Raw genomic sequence first — 24,823 nt, forward strand, 5'->3', positions numbered from 1 at the left:
CAACGCGTGGATTGAACCTATGACGGTGATCGTGGTGGCGAATCCGAAGGGCGGCGTGGGCAAGAGCACGCTGTCTACTAATCTGGCTGGTTATTTTGCGGCGAACGGCGAATGGGTCGCACTCGCGGACCTGGACAAGCAGCAGTCTGCCCATGGCTGGCTTGGCTTGCGCCCGGACACGCTGCCGAAGATAGAAGAGTGGAAGACAAACGTTGATGCGCCGTCGAAGCCGCCGAGAGGCCTGGAGAAGGCGGTTATCGACACGCCTGCAGGGATTCACGGCACCCGTCTCGCGCTGGCGCTGGAGTTGGCCGACAAGGTGATTGTGCCGTTGCAGCCGTCCATGTTCGATATTCTCGCCACACAGGAATTCCTCGAACGGCTGCAGAAAGAGAAGGCGGTACGCAAGGGCACGATCGAGGTCGGCGTGGTGGGTATGCGGGTGGATGCCCGGACGAAATCAGCGGATCAGCTGCATCGGTTCGTGGAAGGGCTTGACCTGCCGGTGCTGGGTTTTATCCGCGATACGCAGAACTACGTGCAGGTCGCGGCGCACGGGCTCACTATCTGGGACGTCGCTAAAAGCCGGGTGGAGAAGGATATCGAGCAGTGGCAGCCGATTATTGAATGGGTGTCGAAGAAGTAGAAGGTGATGTAGACGACCCCGAAGACCATAAAAAACGCCGGTTGGCTTCATTTCCATGAAAGCCGACCGGCGTTTTTTTGCGTTTTCTTAGCAGACCAGAACCCGATTCAGGTCCAGTTCTGCGTCGGCACGTGGTCGCGGTTTCCCTTGATGCGGTTCTTTTCATCGACGAACACGAGATCCGGCTTCCAGCCCGCCTTCAGTTCCGCCTCATCGACCAGCGCAAACGCCGCGATGATCACCAGATCGCCCAGTTGCGCCCGGCGCGCTGCCGAGCCATTCAGCGAAATCATGCCGCTGCCGCGCTCGCCCTTGATGGCATAGGTCGTCAGGCGTTCGCCGTTGTTCACGTTCCAGATATCGATCTGCTCGTTTTCAACCAGATTCGCCGCTTCCAGCAAATCCTCGTCGATAGCGCACGAACCTTCGTAATGCAATTCGCAATGCGTGACCGTGGCGCGGTGAATCTTCGATTTCAAAAGCGTTCGCTGCATGTGTTTCTCGTTCAAATTTCCAGGTTGTCAATCAAGCGCGTAGTGCCCAGCTTGGCGGCGGCCAGTACGACGAGCGGGGTCGCGGTATCGCCGGGGCCGGGCGGCAGCAGGTCCACGCGCTTTCTCACCGCGATGTAATCGGGCTGCCAGCCGCGCTGTGCCAATGATTCCACGGCTTCTTTTTCTATCGATGCAAAGTCGCGATTGCCCGCCAGCACCGCATCGCGCACGCGATTCAGCGTTTTTGCGAGGATAGGCGCTTCGGCGCGCTCGGCCGCTTGCAGGAAGCGATTGCGCGAACTGAGCGCCAGGCCGTCGGCGTCGCGCACGGTTTCAGCCGCGATGATCTCGGTGGGCAGCGCAAACTGGTGGCACATCTGCCGCACGATCATCAGTTGTTGATAATCCTTCTTGCCGAAAACTGCCACGCGCGGCTGCACGCATGACATCAGCTTCATCACGACGGTACACACGCCCTGGAAGAAACCCGGCCGGAATTCGCCTTCCAGGATGTCGCCCAGATTAGTGGGCGGATGAACCCGGTATTGCTGCGGCTCCGGATAAAGATCGGCTTCGGTCGGCGCGAACAGCACGTATACGTTCTCGGCCTGCAGCTTTTCGATGTCGTCTTGCAGTGTGCGCGGGTATTTATCGAAATCTTCGTTCGGTCCGAACTGCAGCCGGTTCACGAAAATGCTGGCAACCACCGGGTCCCCATGCTGGCGCGCCAGCCGCATGAGCGACAGGTGGCCGTCGTGCAGGTTACCCATGGTCGGGACAAAGGCGGTTCGGTTCTGGCCGCGCAACTGGTCGCGCAGTTCATGGATCGAGCTGATGACTTTCATCTAGCAGGTGTCTCCTGGCGGGCAGCTTTGAAAACACTGCTCCAAGGGGAAAGAAAAGGGGAAGGGCGCTGCGCTGCTTTCGCGCTACTACTCGCAGCGGAAGGCTTAGGCCGGCGAATACGCGAGTCTCACGTAGATAGGCGCATACGGCTCGGCCTGGGTGATTTCAATCAGCGCTTCACGCGACAGTTCCAGCATCGCGATGAAATTCACCACCACGACGGGCACGCCGCGCGAGGGGTCGAAGAGATCGCAGAATTCCATGAAGCGGGCATTCTGCAGGCGCCGCAGGATCACGCTCATATGCTCCCGCACCGACAATTCCTCGCGCGAGATCTTGTGATGCTCGACCAGCCGGGCGCGCTTGATGACGTCGGCCCAGGCGGCGCGCAGGTCGTTTGCATCGACGTCGGGGAAGCGTTGCGCCGAACTCTGCTCGACGTACACGTCTGCCCGCAGGAAGTCGCGGCCCAGTTGCGGCAGGTGATCCAGACGCTGCGCCGCGAGCTTCATCTGCTCGTATTCCAGCAAGCGCCGCACGAGTTCGGCGCGCGGATCTTCCGCTTCCTCGCCGGTATCCGCCTTTTTCACCGGCAGCAGCATGCGCGACTTGATCTCGATCAGCATGGCCGCCATCAACAGATATTCCGCCGCGAGTTCCAGGTTGGATTCGCGAATCTGGTCGACGTAGCCCAGGTACTGGCGCGTGACGTCGGCCATCGGGATGTCGAGGACGTTGAAATTCTGCTTGCGGATCAGGTACAGCAGCAAGTCGAGCGGACCTTCAAACGCTTCGAGAAAAATCTCGAGTGCGTCCGGCGGGATATACAGGTCCGTTGGCAGCTTCCAGAGCGGCTCGCCGTACAGGTGCGCAAACGCCACGCCGTCAATGGTGTTCGGCGTGGAGTCGGTCGCGGGCGCGGCAAGCGCCGCGGCGCGATCATCCTTGCCGGAGTGTCCTGGGTGTCCCGAACGCTCCGGCGCCTCGCGGGCGGCACTCACGTTCAGAAATTCTGGTAATAGACGTAGGGCGTTTGTTCGACCCGCGATGTCTTGATTTCCGAGCTCTCGTCCAGGTCGATAGGCTGCTTGTCCCACAGCAGCGCACGGCCCTGGCGCTGCTCTGCTTCGAGCGACGGTTTCTGCTCTTTCATCTGGTTGATGAACTGGGTGATGTCCGACAGGTACATGATTCGACTTCCGTTGGCTCAGAGCGATTCGAAAACGGGCGCGGCGGGGGGCCAAGCGAGTTGCCACCGTGACTTGCCGCCGTGATTCATCGCAATTTTACCGCAAGCATCGGGGAGCGGAGCGGTTAACCCGCCGGAAGGTCGCCGGAAAGCGGGGACATCGGCCATCAGGTCTACCGGAGCGGCCGGAAAAGTGAACGAGGCGTGAACGAAACGTGAACGAAAAGCGACGGTAAAACGATGTCAATTATTGATGCAGCGCGGAACAAGCGCCGTACAGAGCCGTCCAAGGCGCACCTCCGGCATTTCCAGGAGCGAGTGAGGCGAAGCGGCCGAAGCCGGGCGACGGTCGGGTTGAACGTTGTCCGATCGGCCAACCCAGTGGTTTTTGGGACAGCCGGCCGCGCCAGTGTGGTGAAATAGCGCCTGCTGGACCGACGCTCGGCGCTTGCCAGGCAAATGCGCCGGCAATTCGCCGCGACCGCCTCAGCATCAAGCCGGCACCGAGCGCCGGCCATCCCGTGTCACCCACGCAATCCCATTAATTCAACCCCGGAGGTCACGTTTGGCGGGGCGCCTGTTTGATCCGCTGCGCTTCAAGCGCGGGCAAGCCGATGACCGGCGGCTTCCGCCGCCGGTCATCGCGTCGTCGAAGGCGCCTTCCCGTGCGTGGTGGTGGACATCCGCGCGCCGTGTATTCTGGTCGCTCCACGCACTGGCGTTGTTTGCCGTGGCCCAACCGGCGCATGCGAAATACGACGTGGATATCGACGCGCCGCGCAGCGTCCGGGCGCTGTTGAAAGACCATCTCGATCTGTCGCGGTTCAAGAAGCGTGACGACATCAGCGACGAACAATTCGACTTCCTGGTCACGGCCACGCCGCAGGAAGTCCGCGATCTCGTCGCGACCGACGGTTATTTCACGCCGATCGTGCGCACCGACGTGAAACATGACGGCAATAAAAAGTCAGTCACCATCAGCGTCGATCCCGGTCCTCAGACCAAGATCGCGTCCGTTTCGCTGACGTTCAAGGGCGCAATCACGACCGAAGACCCCGCGCAGGAAAACACCGCGCGCCTCGCGTTTTCAGTCAAGGAAGGCGATCCGTTCTCCCAAAACGCGTGGGATGACGCGAAGAATGCCGCGCTCAAAGCGCTACAGGCCCGCCGGTATCTCGGCGCGAAAATCTCGGAGTCGAAGGCGCGCGTGAATCCACGCACGCATATAGCGGATTTGTCGGTGACATTCGATAGCGGCCCGACATTCACCTTCGGCCAGCTGGACATCAGCGGCGTGCGGCGTTATCCGGAAAAGATCATTCACAATGTGAACCGGATTCATCCAGGCGACACCTACGACGTCGCGCGCGTGAACGAGTTGCAGCGCCAGTTGCAGAACACGCCGTATTACGCGTCGGTTGCTATTGACGCGGACAACGACGTCACCAAGCCGAATGAAACGCCGATGCACCTGAAGGTCAGCGAGTATCCGTACAACAGCGTGCGTTACGGCGTGGGTTATGCGACAGATACGGGCCCGCACATCCAGGGCGCTTACAGCTACCTCGATACCTTCGGCAAGGCTTATCCGTTCACGATATCCGGCCGCCTCGACCAGACTCAGCAATACGGCCAGGTGCAGCTCGCGATGCCGCCGGACGGCCGCACCTGGGTGAACAGCGTGCTGGCTTCGTACACGAACACGAACGTATCCGATACACGCATCTACAGCGCACGCGTGGGCGTGCAGCGCACGCGCTCGCTGCAGAACATAGACACCACGTTTTCGCTGCTCTTCTATGCCGACCGGCTGACACAGAATCTTGGGCCCCCGACCACCAGCCGTGCGCTCGTGCCGTCGTGGCAATGGGTGCGCCGTAATGTCGACGATCCGCTGTTTCCGCGCTCGGGCAACCTGATTCGGGCGGAAGCGGATGTAGCGGTGAAGGGCATCCTCACCGATCAAACCTTCGGCCGCGTTTATACGAACCTGCTGCAATACCTGCCGCTGGGCAAACGCGACCTGTTTGTGTTCCGCGCGGAGTTCGGCGGGGTGTTCACGGCGGGCAGTTCGAGCGGCATTCCCGCGTCGCTGCTGTTCCGGGCGGGCGGTGCGAATTCGGTGCGCGGTTACGGTTATCAGGCTATTGGTAATGACGTCGATGGCTCCGTATTGCCGACCAAGTATCTGATGACCGGCAGCACGGAATACCAGCACTGGTTTTCGCACGATTGGGGTGGCGCGGTGTTCTTCGACATAGGCACCGCCACCGATACCTGGAAAGAGCGCGTATTCGAGCCGGGCACAGGTGTGGGCGTGCGCTGGCGCAGCCCGGTCGGGCCGGTAAACGTGGATATTGCGTATGGCTTCAAGAACCGGGACATCCGCCCGTACCTGACGCTCGGGATCGCCTTTTGATGAATTTGCCTGGATTATTTCGATTGTTCCTTCAAGCATGAGCGACCAGAACGGCCAATCTCCCGCGGACCAACCGGACCCTTCCGAGGACCGGGGAAACGGCGCGTCTGAAAACGGAACGCGTGATCCAAAGCCACGGCGCGGCGGCTGGCGGCGCCTGGCCAAATGGCTAGGCGGTTTCGTGCTGGTGCTCGTGCTGTGCTTCGCGCTCGGCGTCGCCATGATCCTGTACGCACTTAACAGCGAGCGCGGGACGCGTTACGTGTGGCAGGCGGCGACGTCGCTGCTCGGCGGCCGGCTGAGCGGCACGCTCGACGGCGGCGCAATATCGACGGGCCTGCGTTTGCGCAATGTGCACTGGAAAAGTCTCGACGGCCAAGGAACGGATATTGCCGTGGACAGCGTTTCCGGCAAGTGGGAACTGACCCGCGCGCCGTTGCGTTTCACCATCGATTATTTGCATGTCGGTACGGTCGATGCGCGCATTGCGCCTTCGCCAAAAGACACCAGCAAGACGGAGTTGCCGCAAGATTTGCGTTTGCCGATCCAGCTTGCCGTCAGCGACGTCACGCTCGACAAGCTGCGCCTTCATGAAGGCGCGACAACCACCGAATTCTCGCGGCTCGCACTCGACGGACATAGCGACGGCCGTCATCACGAGGCGCGCATCCAGCGTCTAGATACACCGTTCGGCGCGATCACGGCCGCATTGAAACTCGATGGCGGCGCGCGCCCGTTCCCGTTGACTGGCGATGCCGGTTATTCAGGCGAAGTCAGCGGCGAGGCCGTGCAGGTGGCCGCGCATTTGACAGGTTCGCTGGAAAATCTCGCCGCCGATATCAACGCCAGCGGTTTAAAACTCAAGGGCCAGGCGCACGTCGAGGCAGAGCCGTTCGGCGATGTGCCGCTCAAGCGCGCACTGGTTACCATCGATCACGTCAATCCACAGGCCTTCAGCCCGAGCGCGCCGTTCGCGGACCTCGCGCTGCGGGCAGAACTGACCCCCGATCCGGCTACGCCGAACGCGCTGGTGGTGACCGGGCCGGTATCGATCGTGAACGCGAAGCCGGGTTCGGTCGACAAGCAACTGCTTCCCTTGATCGATGCCCAGGCGAACGTGAAGCTCGATGCGTCGGCGCAAGTTATCTCCGACCTGAACGTGCGGCTGTTGAAGGACGCCACCATCACGGGCGGCGGAACGCTCAAGGGTGGGACAGGGCAGTTCGATCTGAAGGTCGCGAAACTCGACCTGAACGCGATCGAATCGACCATCCGTCCGACGCAGTTTGCCGGGCCGATCGGCATCCATCTTGATGGCGACAAGCAGACCATTACGCTCGATCTCAACGACCCCAAAGCGGCGTTGCACGCGCAGGGCAAGGTCACGCTAGACGCCAAACAAACCGCGTTTGACGACGTGAAACTGAGCGTAGGGAAAGGCCGTATCGAGCTGAGCGGCGCGCTTCAAAAGGACGTGCATTCGAGCTACGACCTGAAGGCGAAGGTCATCGATTTCAATCCGCTGCTGCTGACCGACGAACTGGTCGCGAAGCCTCCGCCGAAGGGATCCAAAGCGAAGCCGGCGGCGAAATCACGGCCCATCGAAGCGCGGGTGAACGGCACGCTTTCCGCGACGGGCGTACTCGCACCAACGCTCACCACCAAGGCGCAGTTCAAGCTCGGCGACAGCGTCTACGATAACCTCCCCCTCACCGGCGCGGGTACGATTCAGGTCGTGGGAACGCGCATCCTGCCGAGCACGGCGACGCTTTCCATTGCGGGCAACAATGTCGATCTCAATGGCAGTTTCGGCGCGCCGGGCGATCGCTTGCGTTTTCGTATCGATGCACCGCAACTCGAGCGGCTGGGCTTCGGACTGGCAGGGCTTGTAAAAGCCGATGGCGATGTCACCGGCTCGTTCGCGCATCCGAATCTGGCGGCCAACTATCAGGCCGACAGCGTGGTGTTCGGTGCGAACCGCGTTGGCCATGCAGAAGGCCGGGCGGAAGCCCGTGACGGCGCGAATGGCGCGCTGGTGTTCACCCTGCAGGCCCGCGATGTCAGCGCGGACGGCGTCGATCTCGCGAGCCTCGACGCGAACCTGAACGGCACGCGCGCGAACCATACGCTCAATGCAACCGCTGTGGGCAAGGTGCGCGGTAACGCGGTCGACCTGACGCTGGCTGCAAACGGCCGCCTGACCGATGCCCGCGACGGCGCGCATTGGGACGGTACCGTCACGCGCTTGTCGAACAAGGGCACGCCGAACGTGAATCTCGACGCGCCGGTAACCGTGAGCTACGCGCCGAATCACGTGGCGCTGGGGGCGACGCGTTTATCGGCGGAAGGCGCCGTGCTCGACTTGAAATCGTTCGCGCTCGATGGCGGGCGCATCAGTTCGGCCGGCCAGTTGACGAACCTCTCGGTGGCGCGGCTGCTCGAAATCCGTCAGGAACTGGAGGGCGGACCGCCGCCAGCCAAGACCGATCTGGTTTTCGATGGTGACTGGAATTTCGCGCTCGGCGCCACCGCGACGGGCTACGTGCAGCTGAAGCGGCGTTCGGGCGATGTCTCCATCGACGCCGCCCGCGGTGTCGCGGCGCTCGGCATCACGGACATCACCGCCCGCGCGGACTTTACCGGCGGCAATCGGCTCAACGCGACGGTGCACGCGCAGGCCACGCGGATCGGCGTGATCGATGCCAATGTCCACACGAACCTGGTGACGCGCGACGGCGTGCTCACGGTCGCCGACGAAGCGCCGCTGAGCGGAGCGATCGACGCCAACGTTCCAACGCTGCGCACGACCGGCGGGCTGTTCGGCCCGGCTTATCTGCTCGATGGCCACCTTGGGCTGAAGCTGACTATCGCGGGGATCGTGGCGAAACCGACGGTCTCCGGCATGCTCACCGGTGACGCCTTGTCGGTCACGGTCATCGATCAGGGCGTGCAGTTGAAGGACGGCGTGATCCGGATTGCGTTGTCGGAGAATCTTGTCGATCTGCAGCAGGTCGAGTTTCACGGCGCGAGCGGCACGTTGCGCGCGACCGGCAAGGTGCGGCTGGATCAGCAGCAGCCTGACCTGACGGCCAGCATCATTGCTGACAAACTCGAACTGTTTGCATCGCCGGATCGGCAGTTGCAGTTGTCGGGCAGTGCGTCCGTGGCAAACGCGGGTCTGCAGGGCGGCATGGCGATTGACGGCAAGTTCACCATCGATCACGCGCTCTTCGATTTGCCCGAGCAATCGGCACCGTCGCTCGGCGACGACGTCGTGATCGTGCGTCCCGACGGGACGGTGAAGGGCGAGGATCAGAAGGTGGTCGCGACGGGCGACAAGCCCGTGGGCGCGTTCGCGCCGCGCGCGAATATCGATATCAATCTCGGCCAGAAATTCCGCTTCCGTGGCGCGGGCGCGGACCTTGGTCTCGCCGGCACCGTCACCGCGATGAGCGCGCCGAACATGCCGCTGCGGGCGGTCGGCAATGTGCGCGTCACGCCGGGTTCCACGTATACGGCGTTCGGGCGGAAGCTGGGAATCGAAAACGGCTTTTTCACGTTCAACGGACCGGTCGCGAATCCCGGCATCAATATTCTGGCGATGCGCCGCAATCAGGAAATCGAGGCCGGCGTGCAGGTGACGGGCACGGTGCAGTCGCCGGTTGCCAAGCTGATCTCAGAGCCGAACGTGCCGGATAACGAGAAGTTATCGTGGTTGCTGTTCGGTCATGGCACGGATCAGGGCAACAACATTGGTCAGCAGAGCGCGATGACGAATGCGCTCGCATTGCTGGGAAGTTCGCAGGGCAAGCGGATTGCGCAGACGTTCGGGCTGGATGAGTTTTCTATCGGGACGAGTGAGGTTGGGCTAACCGATCCGCAAGTCGTGATGTTGTCGAAGGCGATCAATGAACGGCTCGTGCTGGGCTATGAGCAGGGTCTGCAGTCGGCAAGCAATGCGATCAAGGCGACGCTGAGCCTGTCGCGGTTCTGGTCGGTATCGGCTTACGGCGGCACGTTCCAGGGTATGGATCTGCTTTACACGCGGCGATTCGATTCGTGGTCGCGAAGGAACGGGCCGACGGACTCGAAGTAGGTTGCGGACCGCATGAACGTTGCGTGAAAGTCAAAAGGCCGTTTCCAACGCGAGTTGGAAACGGCCTTTTGGTTTTGCGTCCGGGCGCGGTGAAAAACCGCGCGACCGGTGCTTTTACTTCACGCTTTACTTCACGCGCATACCCGGCTTCGCGCCGCTGTGCGGTTCGAGGATGTACAAACCCGGTTCGGCTTTTTCGTCGTCGGCGGAAGCGGCCAGCACCATGCCTTCCGACAGCCCGAACTTCATCTTGCGCGGCGCCAGGTTCACGACCATCACCGTGAACTTTCCGATCAGGTCCTGCGGCTGATACGCCGACTTGATCCCGGAGAACACGTTGCGGGTTTTTTCCTCGCCGATATCCAGCGTCAGTTGCAACAGCTTGTCCGACCCTTCGACCGCCGTGCAATTGACGATCTTCGCGATTCGCAGATCGACCTTGGCGAAGTCATCGATGGAAATCACGCCCTCCGCTTCCGGCTCTTTCACCTTCGCGGCTTTCTTCGACGAGGACGTGGAAGCAGCTGCGGGCGCCGCAGCAACCGCTTGCCCCGGCGCGACCGATTCCCGGTTCGCCGCGATCAGCGCTTCAACCTGCTTCGGATCGACGCGCGTCATCAAGTGCTTGTACGCGTTGATCGGCCGCAAAGAGCTGAGCGGCGCGGAGACATCTGCCCAGACGAGCGGCGCGATGCCCAGGAACCCTTCCACCGATACCGCCAGCACCGGCAGCACCGGCTTCAACGCCAGCGACAGCAAGCGGAACGCCTCCAGACTCACGCTGCACGTTTCATGCAGGGCAGCCGGGTTGGCTTCGTCCTTGGCCTGATCCCAGGGCTTCGCGGTATCGACAAACGCGTTGACGGTATCGGCGAGATCCATGGTTGTGCGCAACGCCCGCCCGTATTCACGCGACTCGTAAAGCGCCGCGATCTGCGGCACGGCGGCGCGCAATTGCAGCAGCAGCGGATGATCCATTGCGCTGTCCAGCACGCGGCCGTCGAAACGCTTAATCAGGAACCCTGCCGCCCGGCTCGCGATATTCACGTATTTGCCGACCAGATCGCTGTTCACGCGCGCCTGAAAATCTTCAAGATTCAGGTCGATGTCTTCCATCGTGTGGTTCAGCTTCGCGGCGAAGTAGTAGCGCAGCCACTCGGGGTTGATGCCCGTATCGATCACGCTTTTCGCCGTGATGAACGTGCCGCGCGATTTGGACATCTTCATGCCGTCGACGGTGAGAAACCCGTGCGCGAACACGTTCGTCGGCGTCCGATGGCCGGAAAACTCCAGCATTGCGGGCCAGAACAGTGTGTGGAAGTACAGAATGTCCTTGCCGATGAAGTGATACTGCTCCGTCTTCGATCCCGGCCGGATCCATTCCTCGAAATCGAGGCCGCGCGCATCCGCCAGATTCTTGAAGCTGGCGTAATAACCCACGGGCGCGTCCACCCACACGTAGAAATACTTGCCCGGCGCGCCGGGGATTTCGAAGCCGAAATACGGCGAGTCGCGTGAAATATCCCAGTCGGCGAGTTTCGCGTCGCCCTTGTCGCCGAGCCATTCGCGCATTTTGTTCGTGGCTTCCTGCTGCGCGAGTCCGCCGACCCAGCCGCGCAGGAAATCTTCACAACGCGGGTCGGAGAGCCGGAAGAAATAGTGCGTCGAGGTCTTGCGCACCGGTGTCGCGCCCGACACCACCGAATACGGGTTGATGAGATCGAGCGGCTGGTACGTAGATCCGCAGACTTCACAGTTGTCGCCGTATTGATCTTTCGCGCCGCATTTCGGGCATTCGCCCTTGACGAAGCGGTCCGGCAGGAACATTTCCTTGACCGGATCGTAGGCTTGTTCAATATCGCGCGCGTCGATCAGACCGGCCGCCTTCAGCGACTCGTAGATGGATTCGCACAGCACGCGGTTTTCTTCGGCATCGGTGGAATAGTAGTTGTCGAACGAGATGCCGAAGCTGTCGAAATCGCGTTTGTGCTCTTTCCCCACGCGCTCGATCAACTGCTTCGGCGTGATGCCTTCCTGCTCGGCGCGCAGCATGATGGGGGTGCCGTGGGTATCGTCGGCGCCGACGTAGTAGACCTCGTGACCGTGCATTCGCAGTGAGCGCACCCAGATATCGGTCTGGATGTATTCGACCATATGGCCGATATGAATCTGACCGTTCGCGTACGGGAGCGCGGACGTGACGAGAATCCGGCGATGGCCAGGGGTGGCTGACGCCGCTGCGGAGACGGGTGTGGACGAGGTGGGTGCTGACATAAGGCGCTGGCCCTGCGGTTGAAGAATTCAGTGATTGCGTGAAAAAGCGAATCACGATTCTAACAGTCAAGGGGCTTTCGTTCGCACTCGGGGGGCGGGCGGGGTGGGCGTGCGGGGTGTTGGGGTTGGTGGTGGGGGCCAGGTTCTGGGGTTAGCGGTTCTGGGTCAATGCCGGGGTGGTGGTTTTGGGGTTAGTGGTCAGGGGTCAGTGCCGGGTTGGTGCTTTCGGCCTTAGCGGTCTGCGAGAGTCGGATTTTCTCTTTATCACTGTTAGCCACTGTGCGTGGCGGCACGTCATTTCTTTGTCCAAAGCGACAAAGAAACGAAGCAAAGAAAACGCTTTAAACCACGCTACCCTAAGTGTCCACAGCGTGCAGTTTTCATTCATAGGTGCCCCAAAAGCACGGTGCTCGCCAGAGCCTCGAATGTTTGAACCCCTCCTTCTCGCGAATCCTGACACGAACACGCTTCGCCCCGTACGCTCTCGGGCAAGCACCATTTGCCAAGGAACCCGCACGGCCTTACAGATATTTACGGCTGCGGCTTTTTGATGGCTTAGCTCCTGGTCTGTGCGACCGTATTCATAGGCCACAGCTTCATGCGTGTTTGTGGTTACTGCTTCAGTTTTTGTGAATTGGCTGCGCGTTCTGCACAGCTATCTTCGTCGGTTACGGCCACCCGCATCTTTGCGGCCTCGTTTCCAGCTGGGTTGGCGACATGGTTCGAGGTGCGTACACATTTGGAGCTCGGTCGTCCGCGGATAGCGCGGGGTGCTCCTTGGGCAGGTTCAATCACTGGTGGCGAAGCGTGTGGGTATCGGTGTTCGGAGAAGGAGGGGTTCAAACATCCGTCGCTCTGGCGAGCACCGTGCTTTTGGGGCACCTATGAATGAAAACTGCACGCTGTGGACACTTAGGGTAGCGTGTTTGAAAGCGCTTTCTTTGCTTCGTTTCTTTGTCGCTTTGGACAAAGAAATGACGTGCCGCCACGCACAGTGGCTAACAGTGATAAAGAGAAAATCCGACTCACGCAGACCACCACGGCCGAAAGCACCGCCCCAGCATTGACCCCAACCGCCAACCCCGGAATCTAGCAACCCCCAACCCCAGGACCCTAGCAATCCGGCACTAAAATCCCAGACAAAACCTTAAAACGACCAAAGGCCCTGACGCACCCTGCGCCCCAAAAAAAATTCCAGACGAAAAATTCCAGACGAAAAAAAACCGGGGCGATCAACGGCCCCGGAGCAACAACGACAAGAGGAGAATGGCACGTGGCGGCAAAGCCAGCCACCTACCGTTAAGACAGACACGGACAGCAAGGGCAAAGTTTCAAATATTTTCGTGTTCGCAGCGGGTTTACTGTTTCGCCGCGAAACGAATTGAATCTCCGAGCTTGAAATTGAATCTCGGACCCTGGCTACAGCGCCATTCCCCCTCATAAATCAAACGTCTTACTGAACCTGACCCGGCTGCGCGGTCGCGCGCAAATAGATTTCCACGCGACGATTCTGCGCACGGCCCAATTCAGTGCTGTTGTCAGCAATAGGTTGCGTCTGGCCCATGCCCTGCGCCGACAGACGCTGCGGTGCCACGCCGTGGCTAGCCAGATACGAAGCCACGCTTTGTGCACGATTTTGCGACAGCGTCTGGTTGTAAGCCGGCTGGCCGGTGCTGTCCGTATGCCCAACCACTTGCGCAATCAACTCAGGATGCTGCGTGAGCGTTTGCGTGACCTGGTCGAGCACCGGTGCAAAACCTGGCTTGATGGCGTAGCTGTTGGTATCGAACGAAATCGAGTTCGGAATGTTGACCTTCAGCGATCCGTCCGGCTGTTCCGTCACCTGCGTGCCCGTGCCCTTCGTCGCGCCGGTCAGCTTGCCCTTGATGGCCTGCCAGTTGTAACCGGTGATGCCGCCCGCCGCCGCGCCTACGCCCGCGCCAATGGCCGCACCCTTGCCGCCGCCGAAGATCGCGCCAAGCGCCGCGCCCGACGCCGCGCCAATGCCCGTGCCAACGGCGGCGTTATTGCCTTGCTGGGTGGCGCAACCGGCGACAAGCGCGCCCGCAACGGCGATTACACACAAGCGGGTCATCATTTTCGAGTTCATTTGTTCATTCTCCAGGATACCAATTCAGACAAAGCCGACACCGACAGCCCGAAGGGTCTTCCGGCGCGTCGTTACGGCTGCCACTACAATACGGCCAAGGATTCAAGCGATTATAACGATGCGTCCCCGAATCATGGCAGCGTCGGATAGTGCATCGCCCAGTGCTGCGACGCAACGTGGTGCAACAATTCCTTTCAATTTCATACTTTGCGCGCGGAACATTCGATCCGCTAAAGCAAAAAGCGTTCCCCTGGAGTTTCGATGAGTCTTGATCGCGCCCAGATCGATACCGCGCTCAGCGGTTTGATCGATCCGAATACCAGCCGCACTTTCGCGGACACGAAAAGCATCCGCAGCGTGGCCGTAGACGGGGCAAACGTCACCGTGAACATCGTGCTGGGTTATCCGGCGAAAAGCCAGTTCGACATCATCCGTGCGCTCGTGGCTGACGCCATCGCCAGCGTGCCGGGCGTGGCCGGCGTACAGGTCACGGTGGCTTCGCAAGTGGTCGCGCACGCGGTCCAGCGCGGCGTCAAGCTGCTGCCGAACGTGAAGAACATCATTGCGGTCGCGTCGGGCAAGGGCGGCGTCGGCAAGAGCACGACCGCCGTGAACCTGGCGCTCGCGCTGGCCGCGGAAGGCGCGTCGGTCGGCATGCTGGACGCCGATATCTATGGCCCGTCGCTGCCCATGATGCTCGGCATCAGCGGCCGTCCGGAATCGCCCGACAACACGTCGATGAACCCGATGATCGGCCACGGCATCCAGGCCAACTCGATCGGTTTCCTGATCGAACAGGACAACCCCATGGTATGGCGCGGCCCGATGGTCACGTCCGCACTCGAACAACTGCTGCGCCAGACCAACTGGAAGGACCTCGATTACCTGGTCGTCGACATGCCGCCCGGCACCGGCGACATCCAGCTCACGCTCTCGCAGAAAGTGCCCGTCACGGGCGCGGTGATTGTCACTACGCCGCAGGACATCGCGTTGCTCGACGCCAAGAAGGGCTTGAAGATGTTCGAGAAAGTGGGCATCCCGATCCTGGGGATCGTGGAGAACATGAGCACGCATATCTGCTCGAATTGCGGCCACGAAGAACATATTTTCGGGGCGGGCGGGGGCGAGCGGATGTCGAAGGAATACGGCGTGCCGGTGCTCGGCCACTTGCCGCTCGATATCGCGATCCGCGAGAAAACCGATGCCGGCCAGCCGACGGTGATCTCGGAACCTGACAGCAAGATTGCTGACGCTTACCGGGCAATCGCGCGCAAGGTGGCCATTTCGATTGCCGAACGCCAGCGCGACATGACGTCGATGTTCCCCAGCATCGTAGTGCAAAACACTTAGAGCGCAGCGGGGCACGGGCGATTTTAGCGGCGCGTGTCGCGGTATCATGTCGCCTTGATTGGCGCAGCCGGGTGAACACACGGGGTGGTCGCGGGTCGCCATGAGGATCGCATGAAACAAAGATTCGACGGGCCTGAATCGCGCAGACTGCCTGCCGCGAGACACCCGGTCCCGAGCGTGATACTGAGTTTGAGCACGACTGTCAGCGTGTTGGCCAGTGTCATGCTGCTCGGCGGCTGTGGCCTTCTGTTCCAGAACCACGAAAAACGTGCCGACGCCACGTTGCAGCCTACCGGCGGCAATGCGGCGACCGGCACGGTCACGTTCATCGAACGCTCAGACGGCGTCCAGGTGTCTTACAACCTGTCGGGAATGCCACCCAACAGCGAGCACGCGCTGCAGATTCATGAGCGTGGGGACTGCATCATTCCAGCCTCGTCCGACGTCGGCCCCGTATTCGCGCCCGCGTCCGAGCGCAGCGACTCCGGCTCCAAGGTGGAAGGCGACCTGGCCAGCATTCGCGCCGACGCAAACGGTACGGCGACGGGGTTCATCGTCGCGCCGGACGTGTCGCTCGACGGCGTGCGGTCGGTGTTGTCGCGAGCCATCGTGCTTCATCGCGACGCAGCAGACACCTACGCCATCGTGCCGCACGGCGCCGGTCCCGCTCTCGCGTGCGGCGTAATTCGGCAATGATCCGGCCGTGATCCGGCACTGATCTTTCAATGAAATCAGGCTGTTGGGGCGCATGACCCGGCCGGTTGGCATAGCCGCCTCGTGCAGCCGGCCGCGCGGCCGGCGCATCAAGTAAAATACGCGCTTCTCGTCTGGTCTGGCTGGCTTCGGCGTGCTTCTGCATTCATCCCGAGTCTCCGGCCACGCCCTGTTTCAAGCCCGGCGGCCCTCTCCAAGCCGCCTCTTTCGTTGGGTAGCGTTCCCTATGAGCATCAAGTCCGACAAGTGGATCCGGCGCATGGCCGAAGCGCACAACATGATCGAGCCGTTCGTGCGCGACCAGGTGCGAGTGTCTGAAGACGGTCGCAAGATCGTGAGCTATGGCACGTCCAGCTACGGTTATGACATTCGTGTGGCAGACGAATTCAAGATCTTCACCAACATCAATTCGACGATTGTCGACCCTAAGAATTTCGACGAGAAATCGTTCGTCGACTTCAAGGGCGACGTCTGCATCATCCCGCCGAACTCCTTCGCGCTTGCGCGGACGGTCGAATATTTCCGGATTCCACGCTCATGCCTGACGGTTTGCCTCGGCAAATCCACGTACGCGCGCTGCGGGATCATTGTGAACGTGACGCCGTTCGAGCCCGAATGGGAAGGGTATGTGACGCTCGAATTCTCGAATACGACACCTTTGCCTGCCAAAATCTACGCGAACGAAGGCGTGGCGCAGGTTCTCTTCTTTGAAAGCGATGAGATCTGCGAGACCTCATACGCCGATCGTGGGGGCAAGTATCAAGGGCAAATCGGCGTAACGCTGCCGAAAACCTGACGTTTCTTGATCGTTCGAAACGTCATTGCAACGCTTTTTGAAAGACCGCTGGAATCGAGCACGCACAACTCGGCCAGCGGTCGTTCCATTTGGAGATTCGCCGCATGAAGTTCCGTTTTCCCGTCGTCATCATCGACGAAGATTTTCGCTCCGAAAACATTTCGGGTTCCGGCATCCGCGCGCTCGCCGAGGCGATCCAGGGTGAAGGCGTCGAGGTGCTCGGGCTGACGAGTTACGGCGACCTGACGTCGTTTGCGCAGCAATCAAGCCGCGCGTCGTGCTTCATCCTGTCGATCGACGACGACGAATTGCTGCCCTATGTAGATAACGTCGTGGTGGCCGAAGGCGATACGCCGGAGCTAGCCTCCGCGATCGTCGCGTTGCGCGCGTTCGTGCAAGCAGTGCGACGACGCAATGCGGATATCCCGATTTTTCTGTATGGCGAAACGCGCACGTCGCGGCACTTGCCCAACGACATCCTGCGCGAGCTGCACGGTTTCATCCACATGTTCGAGGACACGCCGGAGTTCGTCGCGCGCCATATTATCCGCGAGGCGAAGGTCTACCTCGACGCGCTGGCGCCGCCGTTCTTCAAGGAACTCGTGCAGTACGCGGAAGAGGGTTCGTATTCGTGGCATTGCCCGGGGCACTCGGGCGGCGTTGCGTTCCTGAAGAACCCGCTCGGGCAGATGTTCCACCAGTTCTTCGGCGAGAACATGTTGCGGGCGGACGTCTGCAATGCCGTCGATGAACTCGGCCAGTTGCTCGACCACACCGGGCCGATCGCGGCGTCCGAGCGTAATGCGGCGCGTATCTTCAGCGCGGACCATTTGTTCTTCGTGACCAACGGCACGTCGACGTCGAACAAGATTGTCTGGCACGCGACCGTTGCCCCTGGCGATATCGTCCTGGTCGACCGTAATTGCCACAAGTCGATCCTGCACGCGATCACGATGACCGGGTCCATTCCCGTGTTCCTGACGCCGACGCGCAATCATTTCGGCCTGATCGGACCTATTCCGCGCGACGAGTTCAAGCCGGAAAACATCCGCAGGAAGATTGAAGCAAATCCGTTTGCGCGTGAGGCGCTCGCTAAAAATCCGAACGTGAAGCCGCGGATTCTGACGATTACGCAAAGCACGTATGACGGCATTGTCTATAACGTCGAGATGATCAAGGACCTGCTTGGCGACATGCTCGACACGCTTCACTTCGACGAAGCCTGGTTGCCGCACGCCGAGTTCCACGACTTTTATCAGGACATGCACGCCATTGGCGCGGGGCGTCCGCGTACGGGGGCGCTGGTGTTCGCCACGCACTCCACGCACAAGCTGCTCGCGGGGATTTCGCAGGCATCGCAGATCGTGGTTCAGGACTCCGAGAACAGCACGTTCGACAAGCATCGCTTCAACGAGGCGTACCTGATGCATACGTCGACCAGCCCGCAATACGCGATCATCGCGTCCTGCGACGTGGCCGCGGCCATGATGGAGCCGCCGGGTGGCACCGCGCTAGTGGAGGAGTCGATTGCGGAAGCGCTGGATTTTCGCCGTGCGATGCGCAAGGTCGACGACGAATACGGCGACGAATGGTTCTTCAAGGTGTGGGGACCGGAAGCGCTGGCGGAAGAAGGCATTGGCGATCGCGAGGAATGGGTGTTGAAGCCGAACGATCGCTGGCACGGTTTCGGGCCGCTCGCGGAAGGTTTCAACATGCTCGATCCGATCAAGGCGACCATCATCACGCCCGGACTCGACGTGGACGGCGAGTTCGGCGAGACCGGGATTCCGGCCGCGATCGTGACGAAGTATCTGGCGGAGCACGGGATTATCGTGGAGAAGACCGGGCTGTATTCGTTCTTCATCATGTTCACGATCGGCATTACGAAGGGTCGCTGGAATTCGATGGTCACCGAGTTGCAGCAGTTCAAGGACGACTACGACAACAACCAGCCCTTGTGGCGTGTGCTGCCTGATTTCATTGCGCTGCATCCGTCGTATGAGCGCATGGGATTGCGGGATCTTTGCGCGCAGATTCACAGCGTTTATCGGGCCAACAATATTGCTCGACTGACCACTGAAATGTATCTTTCCAGCATGGAACCGGCCATGAAGCCGTCCGAAGCGTATGCGAAGCTTGTTCATAGGGAGATCGATCGCGTGCCTATCGATGAACTCGAAGGACGCGTGACCAGCATTCTGCTGACGCCATATCCGCCGGGTATTCCGTTGCTGATTCCGGGCGAGCGGTTCAACAAGACGATCGTGGACTATCTTCGTTTTGCGCGTGAGTTCAACGAGCGCTTCCCGGGCTTCCATACGGATATCCACGGGTTGGTCGGGGAGATGATCAATGGGCGTATCGAGTATTTCGTCGATTGCGTGGCAGTTGAGCGCTGATGTGACGGTGTAAGAACGTAGGAATGAAGAAGGCCCGCATTGCGCGGGCCTTTTTAGTTCAGGTAACAATAAAAAGACGCTCTGCCACGCCCGGTTCCGGCAATGCCTTCGGTGGTCGCGCGAAGGCGGGATCGGCGGCCATATCGTGCAGCGCGTTTTCCAGCGACTCGCACAGCGCGGTCAATGCCAGGTCGTTTTCTTCCAGACCGAACGGATCTTCGATCTGCGCCGCGATCGCCTCCAGCGACATGAACGCGTACGCGACCAGCAGCGCGAACAAGGGTGTGAGCAAACCGGCGCCATCGACAAGACCGAACGGCAGCATCACGCAGAACAGATACACGGTCCGGTGGATCATCACCGAATACGAGAACGGCAGAGGCGTCGATGCCAGCCGTTCGCAGCCGCCGATCACCGCGGACAACTCGTTCAGATTTTGCTCGAATGCGAGCACGGCGTAGCCGTCGAATGCGCCTTCGCGAGCACGCGTACTGACCCATTCGCCGAGCCATCGCAGGATCATGGCCGAGCGATATTGCGCTTGAGCGACGCGCTGATAAAGCGTGGACGGAAGGCGCGTGGCAAGATCGGGGAGGGGATCCGTGCGGCGCATTTCGTGGCGCAGCGCATGACCCAGTGCGCCGATTGCCGCGATGAACTCGCGCGTGTCTTCGTCTTTTACGCCGCGCGGCAATGTCAGCGCCTGGCGTGCGACCGAGCGGCCGTGGATCAACAGCGAACCCCACAGCTTGCGGCCTTCCCACCAGCGCTCATAACTCGCGCTATTGCGAAAGCCGAGGAACACGGCGAGCGCGATGCCAACCAGCGCGAACGGTGGTGTGCCGAGTCCGACCGGATAATTGCGCACGTGGTCGTGCATCACGATCGCCGCGACTGACAACACGAAGATCAATGCAAGGCGCGGCAATAGCTGCGGCAGTACGGACCCGCGCCAGACGAACAGCATGCGGAACCAGTTGAGTTTGGGGCGGATGATCATGGGCGTACCGGAAACAACGGAGTTGAATGCATGCTTCTGCGCAATCGCCGCGCGTGACTGTAGCCAGATCGGCTACGATCGTAGCCAAATTAGCTACGATCGATATCGATATCGGTCTAGCGCCGGGCTTAGCCGGGCGCCTTAATTACCCCAACGCCGCCCGAGCCGCCTTCGCCGCCGCCCGAACCTGCTCCGGCGCGGTTCCACCAGCATGATTGCGGCTGGCGACCGAGCCTTCCAGCGTGAGGTATTCGAACACATCGTCGCCAATCAAACGCGCCACATTCGGCAATTCCGCGCGCATTTCATCAAGCGTCAGGTCCGCCAGATCGCAGCCGCGGTCCACGCAGATCCGCACGGCCAACGCCACCGCTTCGTGTGCATCGCGGAACGGCAGGCCGCGTTTCACCAGATAGTCCGCGAGATCGGTCGCCGTCGAGAAACCCTGCAGCGCGGCTGCGCGCATGGCATCCGGCTTCACCGTGATGCCCGCCGCCATTTCGGCGAAGATGCGCAGGGTGTCCGAGACGGTATCGACGGTATCGAACAGCGGTTCCTTGTCTTCCTGATTGTCCTTGTTGTACGCGAGCGGCTGGCCCTTCATCAGCGTCAGCAAAGCAATCAGATGCCCGTTCACGCGACCCGTCTTGCCACGTGCCAGTTCCGGCACGTCGGGATTCTTCTTCTGCGGCATGATCGACGAGCCGGTGCAGAAGCGGTCAGCCAGGTCGATAAACCCAACGCGCGGGCTCATCCACAGCACGAGTTCTTCCGAGAAGCGCGACACGTGCGTCATGATCAGCGCGGCGGCCGCGGTGAATTCAATGGCGAAATCGCGATCCGAGACCGCGTCGAGCGAGTTCGCGCAGATGCCCTCAAAGCCCAGCGTTTTGGCAACAGCGTGACGATCGATCGGATAGCTTGTTCCGGCGAGTGCTGCTGCGCCAAGCGGCAGGCGGTTCATGCGCTTGCGGCAATCGAGCAGGCGTTCGCTGTCGCGGCTGAACATTTCGACGTAAGCCAGCAGGTGATGGCCGAACGTTACCGGTTGCGCGACTTGCAGATGGGTGAACCCGGGCATGATCGTTTCGGCGTTTTGCTCGGCAATATCAATCAGCGCGCGACGCAGCTCAACCAGCAGTTCGCCAATCCGGTCGATCTCGCCACGCAGCCACAAGCGGATGTCGGTCGCGACCTGGTCGTTGCGCGAGCGGCCGGTGTGCAGGCGTTTGCCGGCATCGCCGATAAGCGCCGTCAGCCGCGCTTCAATATTCAGGTGGACGTCTTCCAGGTCGAGTTTCCACTCAAACTCACCGCGTTCGATTTCGCCGCGGATCTGCGTCATGCCTTGCTGGATGGCCTGGAAATCCGCATCGGCGATGATCTTTTGCGCGGCCAGCATGGCGGCATGCGCCAGCGATCCCTCTATATCTACAAGCGCGAGGCGTTTGTCGAAGAACACCGATGACGTGTAGCGCTTGACCAGATCGGACATTGGTTCGTTGAAGCGAGCCGACCAGGCTTCGCCTTTTTTGTGCAGTTGGGACGTCATAGTGATGCTCGTAAGAGGGCGGAAAGTCGATGGCAGGCGGCCGGGTGTGGCGCAATCCGGATAGAAACCCGCGGAACTGGCGATTTTACAGGCAATGGGAACGAGCAACCATCGAACGGAGGGAAGCGGCTTAGTCCGGCGCAATCCGGTCGATCGGAGCTATACGTACGTAACGACAAGGCGCAAAAGAAAAGGGCGCCTCGCGACGCCCCTTGATCAAACGATAACCGTCAAGCCGCTGGAATCACCTTACCCGTATAGACGACCGGGCCGCTCGGTCCATTCGGATTCGGCGATCCCCCGACCGGCTCCACGGACACCGCCAACATCGGATACGCATTCACAGAAGCCGCCTTGAACCGAGCGGTTCCTCCGACGGGCAGCACGCCGAGCGAAACCGGGTGCCCTTGCTTGGGCAGACCCCAGAGTTGCATGGACTTGTCCGATGGATCCGACGAGCCGCTCAAACGGCGCACGGTCACTTCAGAAGTCCGGTCGTCCCACGTCACCAGCATCCTTGCGTTGGATTGCTGATCGGCGAGGGTCGCCACATAACCGATCCGCGGTTCCTGCGCGACTTGCGGCGCGGGCACGGGGGCAGGAACGGGCGCGACCGTCGACAGTTCGCGAATGGAAACAACCAGCGCGATAGCCGCGATGGCGGTGGCGGCGATCGACCAGCCGCGCCAGAACGAGAGATTCTCGAACCAGTTGGGTTTTGGCCGGCTAACCGGCGGAACCGAGCCCGCCGTCGCGTCGCGCCGGGCATTCACCAGATTCAAGCGCCGCTCGATCGCCGGCCAGATCTCCGGCGGCGGCGCGACCGCGGCCCCAAGTTCGTTCATTGCCGTCAACCGCAAACGCCAGGTTTCCACGGCGAGGCGAATCGCCGGGTCGTGCTGCGAAATAGCTTCAAACCGTCTGCGCGAACCCCCACGCAGCACGCCGACCGCGTACTCGGCAGCAAGCTGGTCTACCAGGCCCGGGTATCGATGCAGATCCATCACAGACCTCCCAGGCACGTTTTCAGTTTTTCGAGGCCGCGCCGAATCCACGACTTCACTGTGCCAAGCGGTACTTTCAGGACATCGGCCACTTCGCTGTGGCTCTGATCGCGCAAATAGGCCAGCGCCACGGCCTGTCGCTGATTGGCTTCGAGCCGGCCCATGCAAAGGGCGAGTTGCCGTGCTTCCTGGCTCATCAACATCTGCTCGGAAGGATCTGCCTCATTTGCCGGCAAGGTATCGTCCAACGCATCGCTCCATTCTGTTTCGGCGCTTGCCCCGTTGGCCTTTTGCCGCCGCAAATAGTCGAGGGCGCGGTTGCGGACAATCGCCGCCATCCAGGTCATCGGTGCGGACAGGCCGGCTTTGTAGTCGCCCGCGTATCGCCAGATATTGACGAACGCGTCCTGCAAAACCTCTTCGGCCCACTCACGCTTCACCAATATACGAAGCGCGAGGCCAAACAGTTTCGAGGAAGTCAGATCGTAGAGCGCGCGCAACGCGGCGGCATCTTCACTGGCGACACGATCGAGTAATTGCGCGAGGGTGTCGGGGGTCGGGTCGTGGGGGAGTGTTGTCGTCATGGGACCGGTCGGGTGGGCGCGATTGATCTTATAGAAATAATCGATACAAACCGCGCTGGTTTTTTTGCATCCGGATGCATCCGTTTCGCTTTTACCTGCGTACCAACGGATACGAGCTTTGCGGCCCGCGAAACAATCAGCGCTGCACGCACAGCTCACCATGTGTCCCCGTTCTCCACCGGCCCTGCCGGGGAGAGGCGGCTTTGCCCGACCGCGTAGGTCGGGCATTTTTTTGGGTTATCGGTTCAGAAACGTGCCGACAGCCTGGATTCGTGTGCCTCACGCGTATGCGGCAGCGCTCGGCGGGTGGTTATCGTATTGAACGGTCCTCGGAGCGGGGGCACCGCCCTCTTTGAAGGAGGGCGTGTGCGGGCTATTCCCGTCGTTATGTCCCGTCGGCACCCACCAGCATCACTAGTTTCAAATCCTCCCGATGCGCCGGCTTGAACGTAATCTGGTCGAACACCAGACGCCCGCGGGTCGGATGATTGAATTCCCGCATCCCGCCCTCCCGTTCACCGACGTCCTGCGACGCCCAAAAACGCGCGAATGCATCGCTGGCGGCACTGAGCGAATCGATCAGCGCTCGCGTGGGGGCATCGTTCAGATGGCGGATCGAATCTGCCCGGAACTCCGCTACCAGCCTTCGCGCGCGCGTTTCCCAATCTACGATCAAGCTCTGCGCCCCCGGCGCCGTAAACGTGAAGCTAAGCAGATTGCGGTCCTGAACGCCGTCCAGCCAGCCGACGAACAATTCCGCCGCTCGCGCGTTCCAGCGCAAGGCGTTCCACTGCCGGTCGAGGACGTAGGCGGGTGCATCGATCAATTCCACTGACTTCAACAGCGCTGCCGGCGCGTCCTGCGCCGCTGGATCGGGTTCGGTGGGGTCCCGCTGGGCGGCCAGTTCAAACAGATATGCCCGTTCGGCCCGTGACAACTGCAGCGCCACGGCGATGCGCGCAAGCGCGTCGGCGGAAGCCGACACTGGCCGTCCCTGTTCGATCCACGTGTACCAGGTTGGACTGACGCCGCACAATTGGGCGACCTCTTCCCGTCGTAGGCCGGGTGTACGGCGGCGTGGGCCGGGCGGCAAGCCGACGGCCATGGGCGACAGCCGTTCCCGATGCGCACGGATGAAGTCGCCAAGCGCGCGGGCCGGCGTGGCGTCGAGGGGAGGCGCGGCGTCGGTTTTGCTGGCAGCGGGGGCGGCGGGTGACAAGGGCATGAGGTTCAATACACGCGTTGGAAAGTCCGGCAGTGGCTCGGGTAGTTTAGATACCAGAATAACCGCGCGACTTGTACCGGTACAAGAGGGTGCCATTGTAGCGTTGCGGGCGGCAAGAAAATACG

General features: G+C 61.0%; 18 protein-coding genes. 7 read left to right on the forward strand and 11 right to left on the reverse strand.

All coding sequences use genetic code 11. The annotated features are described in order from the left end of the window. Window positions 1-19 precede the first annotated feature (19 nt). Window positions 20-646 (forward strand): ParA family protein, encoded by a 627-nt coding sequence (locus HB376_RS05810; protein WP_213762644.1) that lies wholly within the window; start codon window positions 20-22, stop codon window positions 644-646. Window positions 647-753: 107 nt separating this feature from the next. Here HB376_RS05810 and panD read toward each other — a convergent pair whose 3' ends face one another. From panD to HB376_RS05830, 4 genes are all read right to left on the reverse strand, one after another. Continuing rightward, window positions 754-1,140, reverse strand: a complete 387-nt coding sequence (panD, locus tag HB376_RS05815; protein WP_047896052.1) for an aspartate 1-decarboxylase — start codon at window positions 1,138-1,140, stop codon at window positions 754-756. A gap of 11 nt (window positions 1,141-1,151) precedes the next feature. Then, window positions 1,152-1,985: a pantoate--beta-alanine ligase gene (panC, locus tag HB376_RS05820; RefSeq protein WP_213762482.1), complete on the reverse strand. Its 834-nt coding sequence runs from the start codon at window positions 1,983-1,985 to the stop codon at window positions 1,152-1,154. A 105-nt stretch (window positions 1,986-2,090) separates the two neighbouring features. Next, window positions 2,091-2,876, reverse strand: coding sequence for a ScpA family protein (locus tag HB376_RS05825; protein WP_346730450.1), 786 nt, complete (start codon window positions 2,874-2,876; stop codon window positions 2,091-2,093). A gap of 113 nt (window positions 2,877-2,989) precedes the next feature. After that, entirely contained in the window at window positions 2,990-3,178 is a 189-nt protein-coding gene (locus HB376_RS05830; protein WP_031362245.1) for a DUF3460 family protein, read from the reverse strand. Window positions 3,179-3,740: 562 nt separating this feature from the next. Between HB376_RS05830 and HB376_RS05835 the strand changes: the two genes are divergently transcribed. Together HB376_RS05835 and HB376_RS05840 are read left to right on the forward strand one after the other, a co-directional pair. Continuing rightward, window positions 3,741-5,594 carry an autotransporter assembly complex family protein gene (locus HB376_RS05835; protein WP_255631173.1) on the forward strand — a complete coding sequence of 618 codons (1,854 nt, stop codon included), beginning with the start codon at window positions 3,741-3,743 and terminating at the stop codon, window positions 5,592-5,594. Window positions 5,595-5,631: 37 nt separating this feature from the next. Continuing rightward, entirely contained in the window at window positions 5,632-9,690 is a 4,059-nt protein-coding gene (locus HB376_RS05840; RefSeq protein WP_213762484.1) for a translocation/assembly module TamB domain-containing protein, read from the forward strand. A gap of 126 nt (window positions 9,691-9,816) precedes the next feature. On the opposite strand, the gene metG is transcribed toward HB376_RS05840, so the two are convergent. Together metG and HB376_RS05850 are read right to left on the reverse strand one after the other, a co-directional pair. Continuing rightward, window positions 9,817-11,964, reverse strand: a complete 2,148-nt coding sequence (metG, locus tag HB376_RS05845; protein ID WP_213762485.1) for a methionine--tRNA ligase — start codon at window positions 11,962-11,964, stop codon at window positions 9,817-9,819. Between the two features lie 1,453 nt (window positions 11,965-13,417). Beyond that, on the reverse strand, window positions 13,418-14,074 hold the full coding sequence (locus HB376_RS05850) for an OmpA family protein (protein WP_213762486.1): 657 nt from the start codon (window positions 14,072-14,074) through the stop codon (window positions 13,418-13,420). 261 nt (window positions 14,075-14,335) lie between these two features. On the opposite strand from HB376_RS05850, the gene apbC reads away from it, so the two are divergent. The 4 genes from apbC (at window position 14,336) to HB376_RS05870 (ending at window position 19,333) form a co-directional block, all read left to right on the forward strand. Further along, window positions 14,336-15,424: an iron-sulfur cluster carrier protein ApbC gene (gene apbC, locus HB376_RS05855; protein WP_213762487.1), complete on the forward strand. Its 1,089-nt coding sequence runs from the start codon at window positions 14,336-14,338 to the stop codon at window positions 15,422-15,424. Between the two features lie 222 nt (window positions 15,425-15,646). Next, complete coding sequence (locus HB376_RS05860) at window positions 15,647-16,120, forward strand: superoxide dismutase family protein (protein ID WP_255631199.1); 474 nt, start codon at window positions 15,647-15,649, stop codon at window positions 16,118-16,120. Window positions 16,121-16,364: 244 nt separating this feature from the next. Continuing rightward, window positions 16,365-16,934 (forward strand): dCTP deaminase, encoded by a 570-nt coding sequence (dcd, locus tag HB376_RS05865; RefSeq protein ID WP_089163519.1) that lies wholly within the window; start codon window positions 16,365-16,367, stop codon window positions 16,932-16,934. 104 nt (window positions 16,935-17,038) lie between these two features. Continuing rightward, the gene (locus tag HB376_RS05870; RefSeq protein WP_213762489.1) at window positions 17,039-19,333 is read left to right on the forward strand and encodes an arginine/lysine/ornithine decarboxylase; all 2,295 of its coding nucleotides are present in this window, start codon (window positions 17,039-17,041) and stop codon (window positions 19,331-19,333) included. Window positions 19,334-19,391: 58 nt separating this feature from the next. On the opposite strand, the gene HB376_RS05875 is transcribed toward HB376_RS05870, so the two are convergent. The 5 genes from HB376_RS05875 to HB376_RS05895 all read right to left on the reverse strand — a co-directional run bounded on the left by HB376_RS05875 (window position 19,392) and on the right by HB376_RS05895 (window position 24,698). Further along, a complete protein-coding gene (locus tag HB376_RS05875; protein ID WP_213762490.1) occupies window positions 19,392-20,333 on the reverse strand; it encodes a bestrophin family ion channel in 942 nt (313 codons plus the stop codon). A gap of 145 nt (window positions 20,334-20,478) precedes the next feature. Next, window positions 20,479-21,885, reverse strand: a complete 1,407-nt coding sequence (gene argH / locus HB376_RS05880) for an argininosuccinate lyase (RefSeq protein WP_213762491.1) — start codon at window positions 21,883-21,885, stop codon at window positions 20,479-20,481. 230 nt (window positions 21,886-22,115) lie between these two features. After that, window positions 22,116-22,889, reverse strand: coding sequence for an anti-sigma factor (locus tag HB376_RS05885; protein WP_213762492.1), 774 nt, complete (start codon window positions 22,887-22,889; stop codon window positions 22,116-22,118). Further along, on the reverse strand, window positions 22,889-23,473 hold the full coding sequence (locus tag HB376_RS05890) for a sigma-70 family RNA polymerase sigma factor (protein ID WP_213762493.1): 585 nt from the start codon (window positions 23,471-23,473) through the stop codon (window positions 22,889-22,891). Before HB376_RS05890 ends, HB376_RS05885 begins: the two co-directional genes overlap by 1 nt. 385 nt (window positions 23,474-23,858) lie before the next feature. Next, the gene (locus HB376_RS05895; RefSeq protein ID WP_213762494.1) at window positions 23,859-24,698 is read right to left on the reverse strand and encodes a helix-turn-helix transcriptional regulator; all 840 of its coding nucleotides are present in this window, start codon (window positions 24,696-24,698) and stop codon (window positions 23,859-23,861) included. Window positions 24,699-24,823 lie beyond the last annotated feature (125 nt).

It is taken from the genome of Caballeronia sp. dw_19, from assembly GCF_018449515.1.
Classification (GTDB): Bacteria; Pseudomonadota; Gammaproteobacteria; order Burkholderiales; family Burkholderiaceae; genus Caballeronia.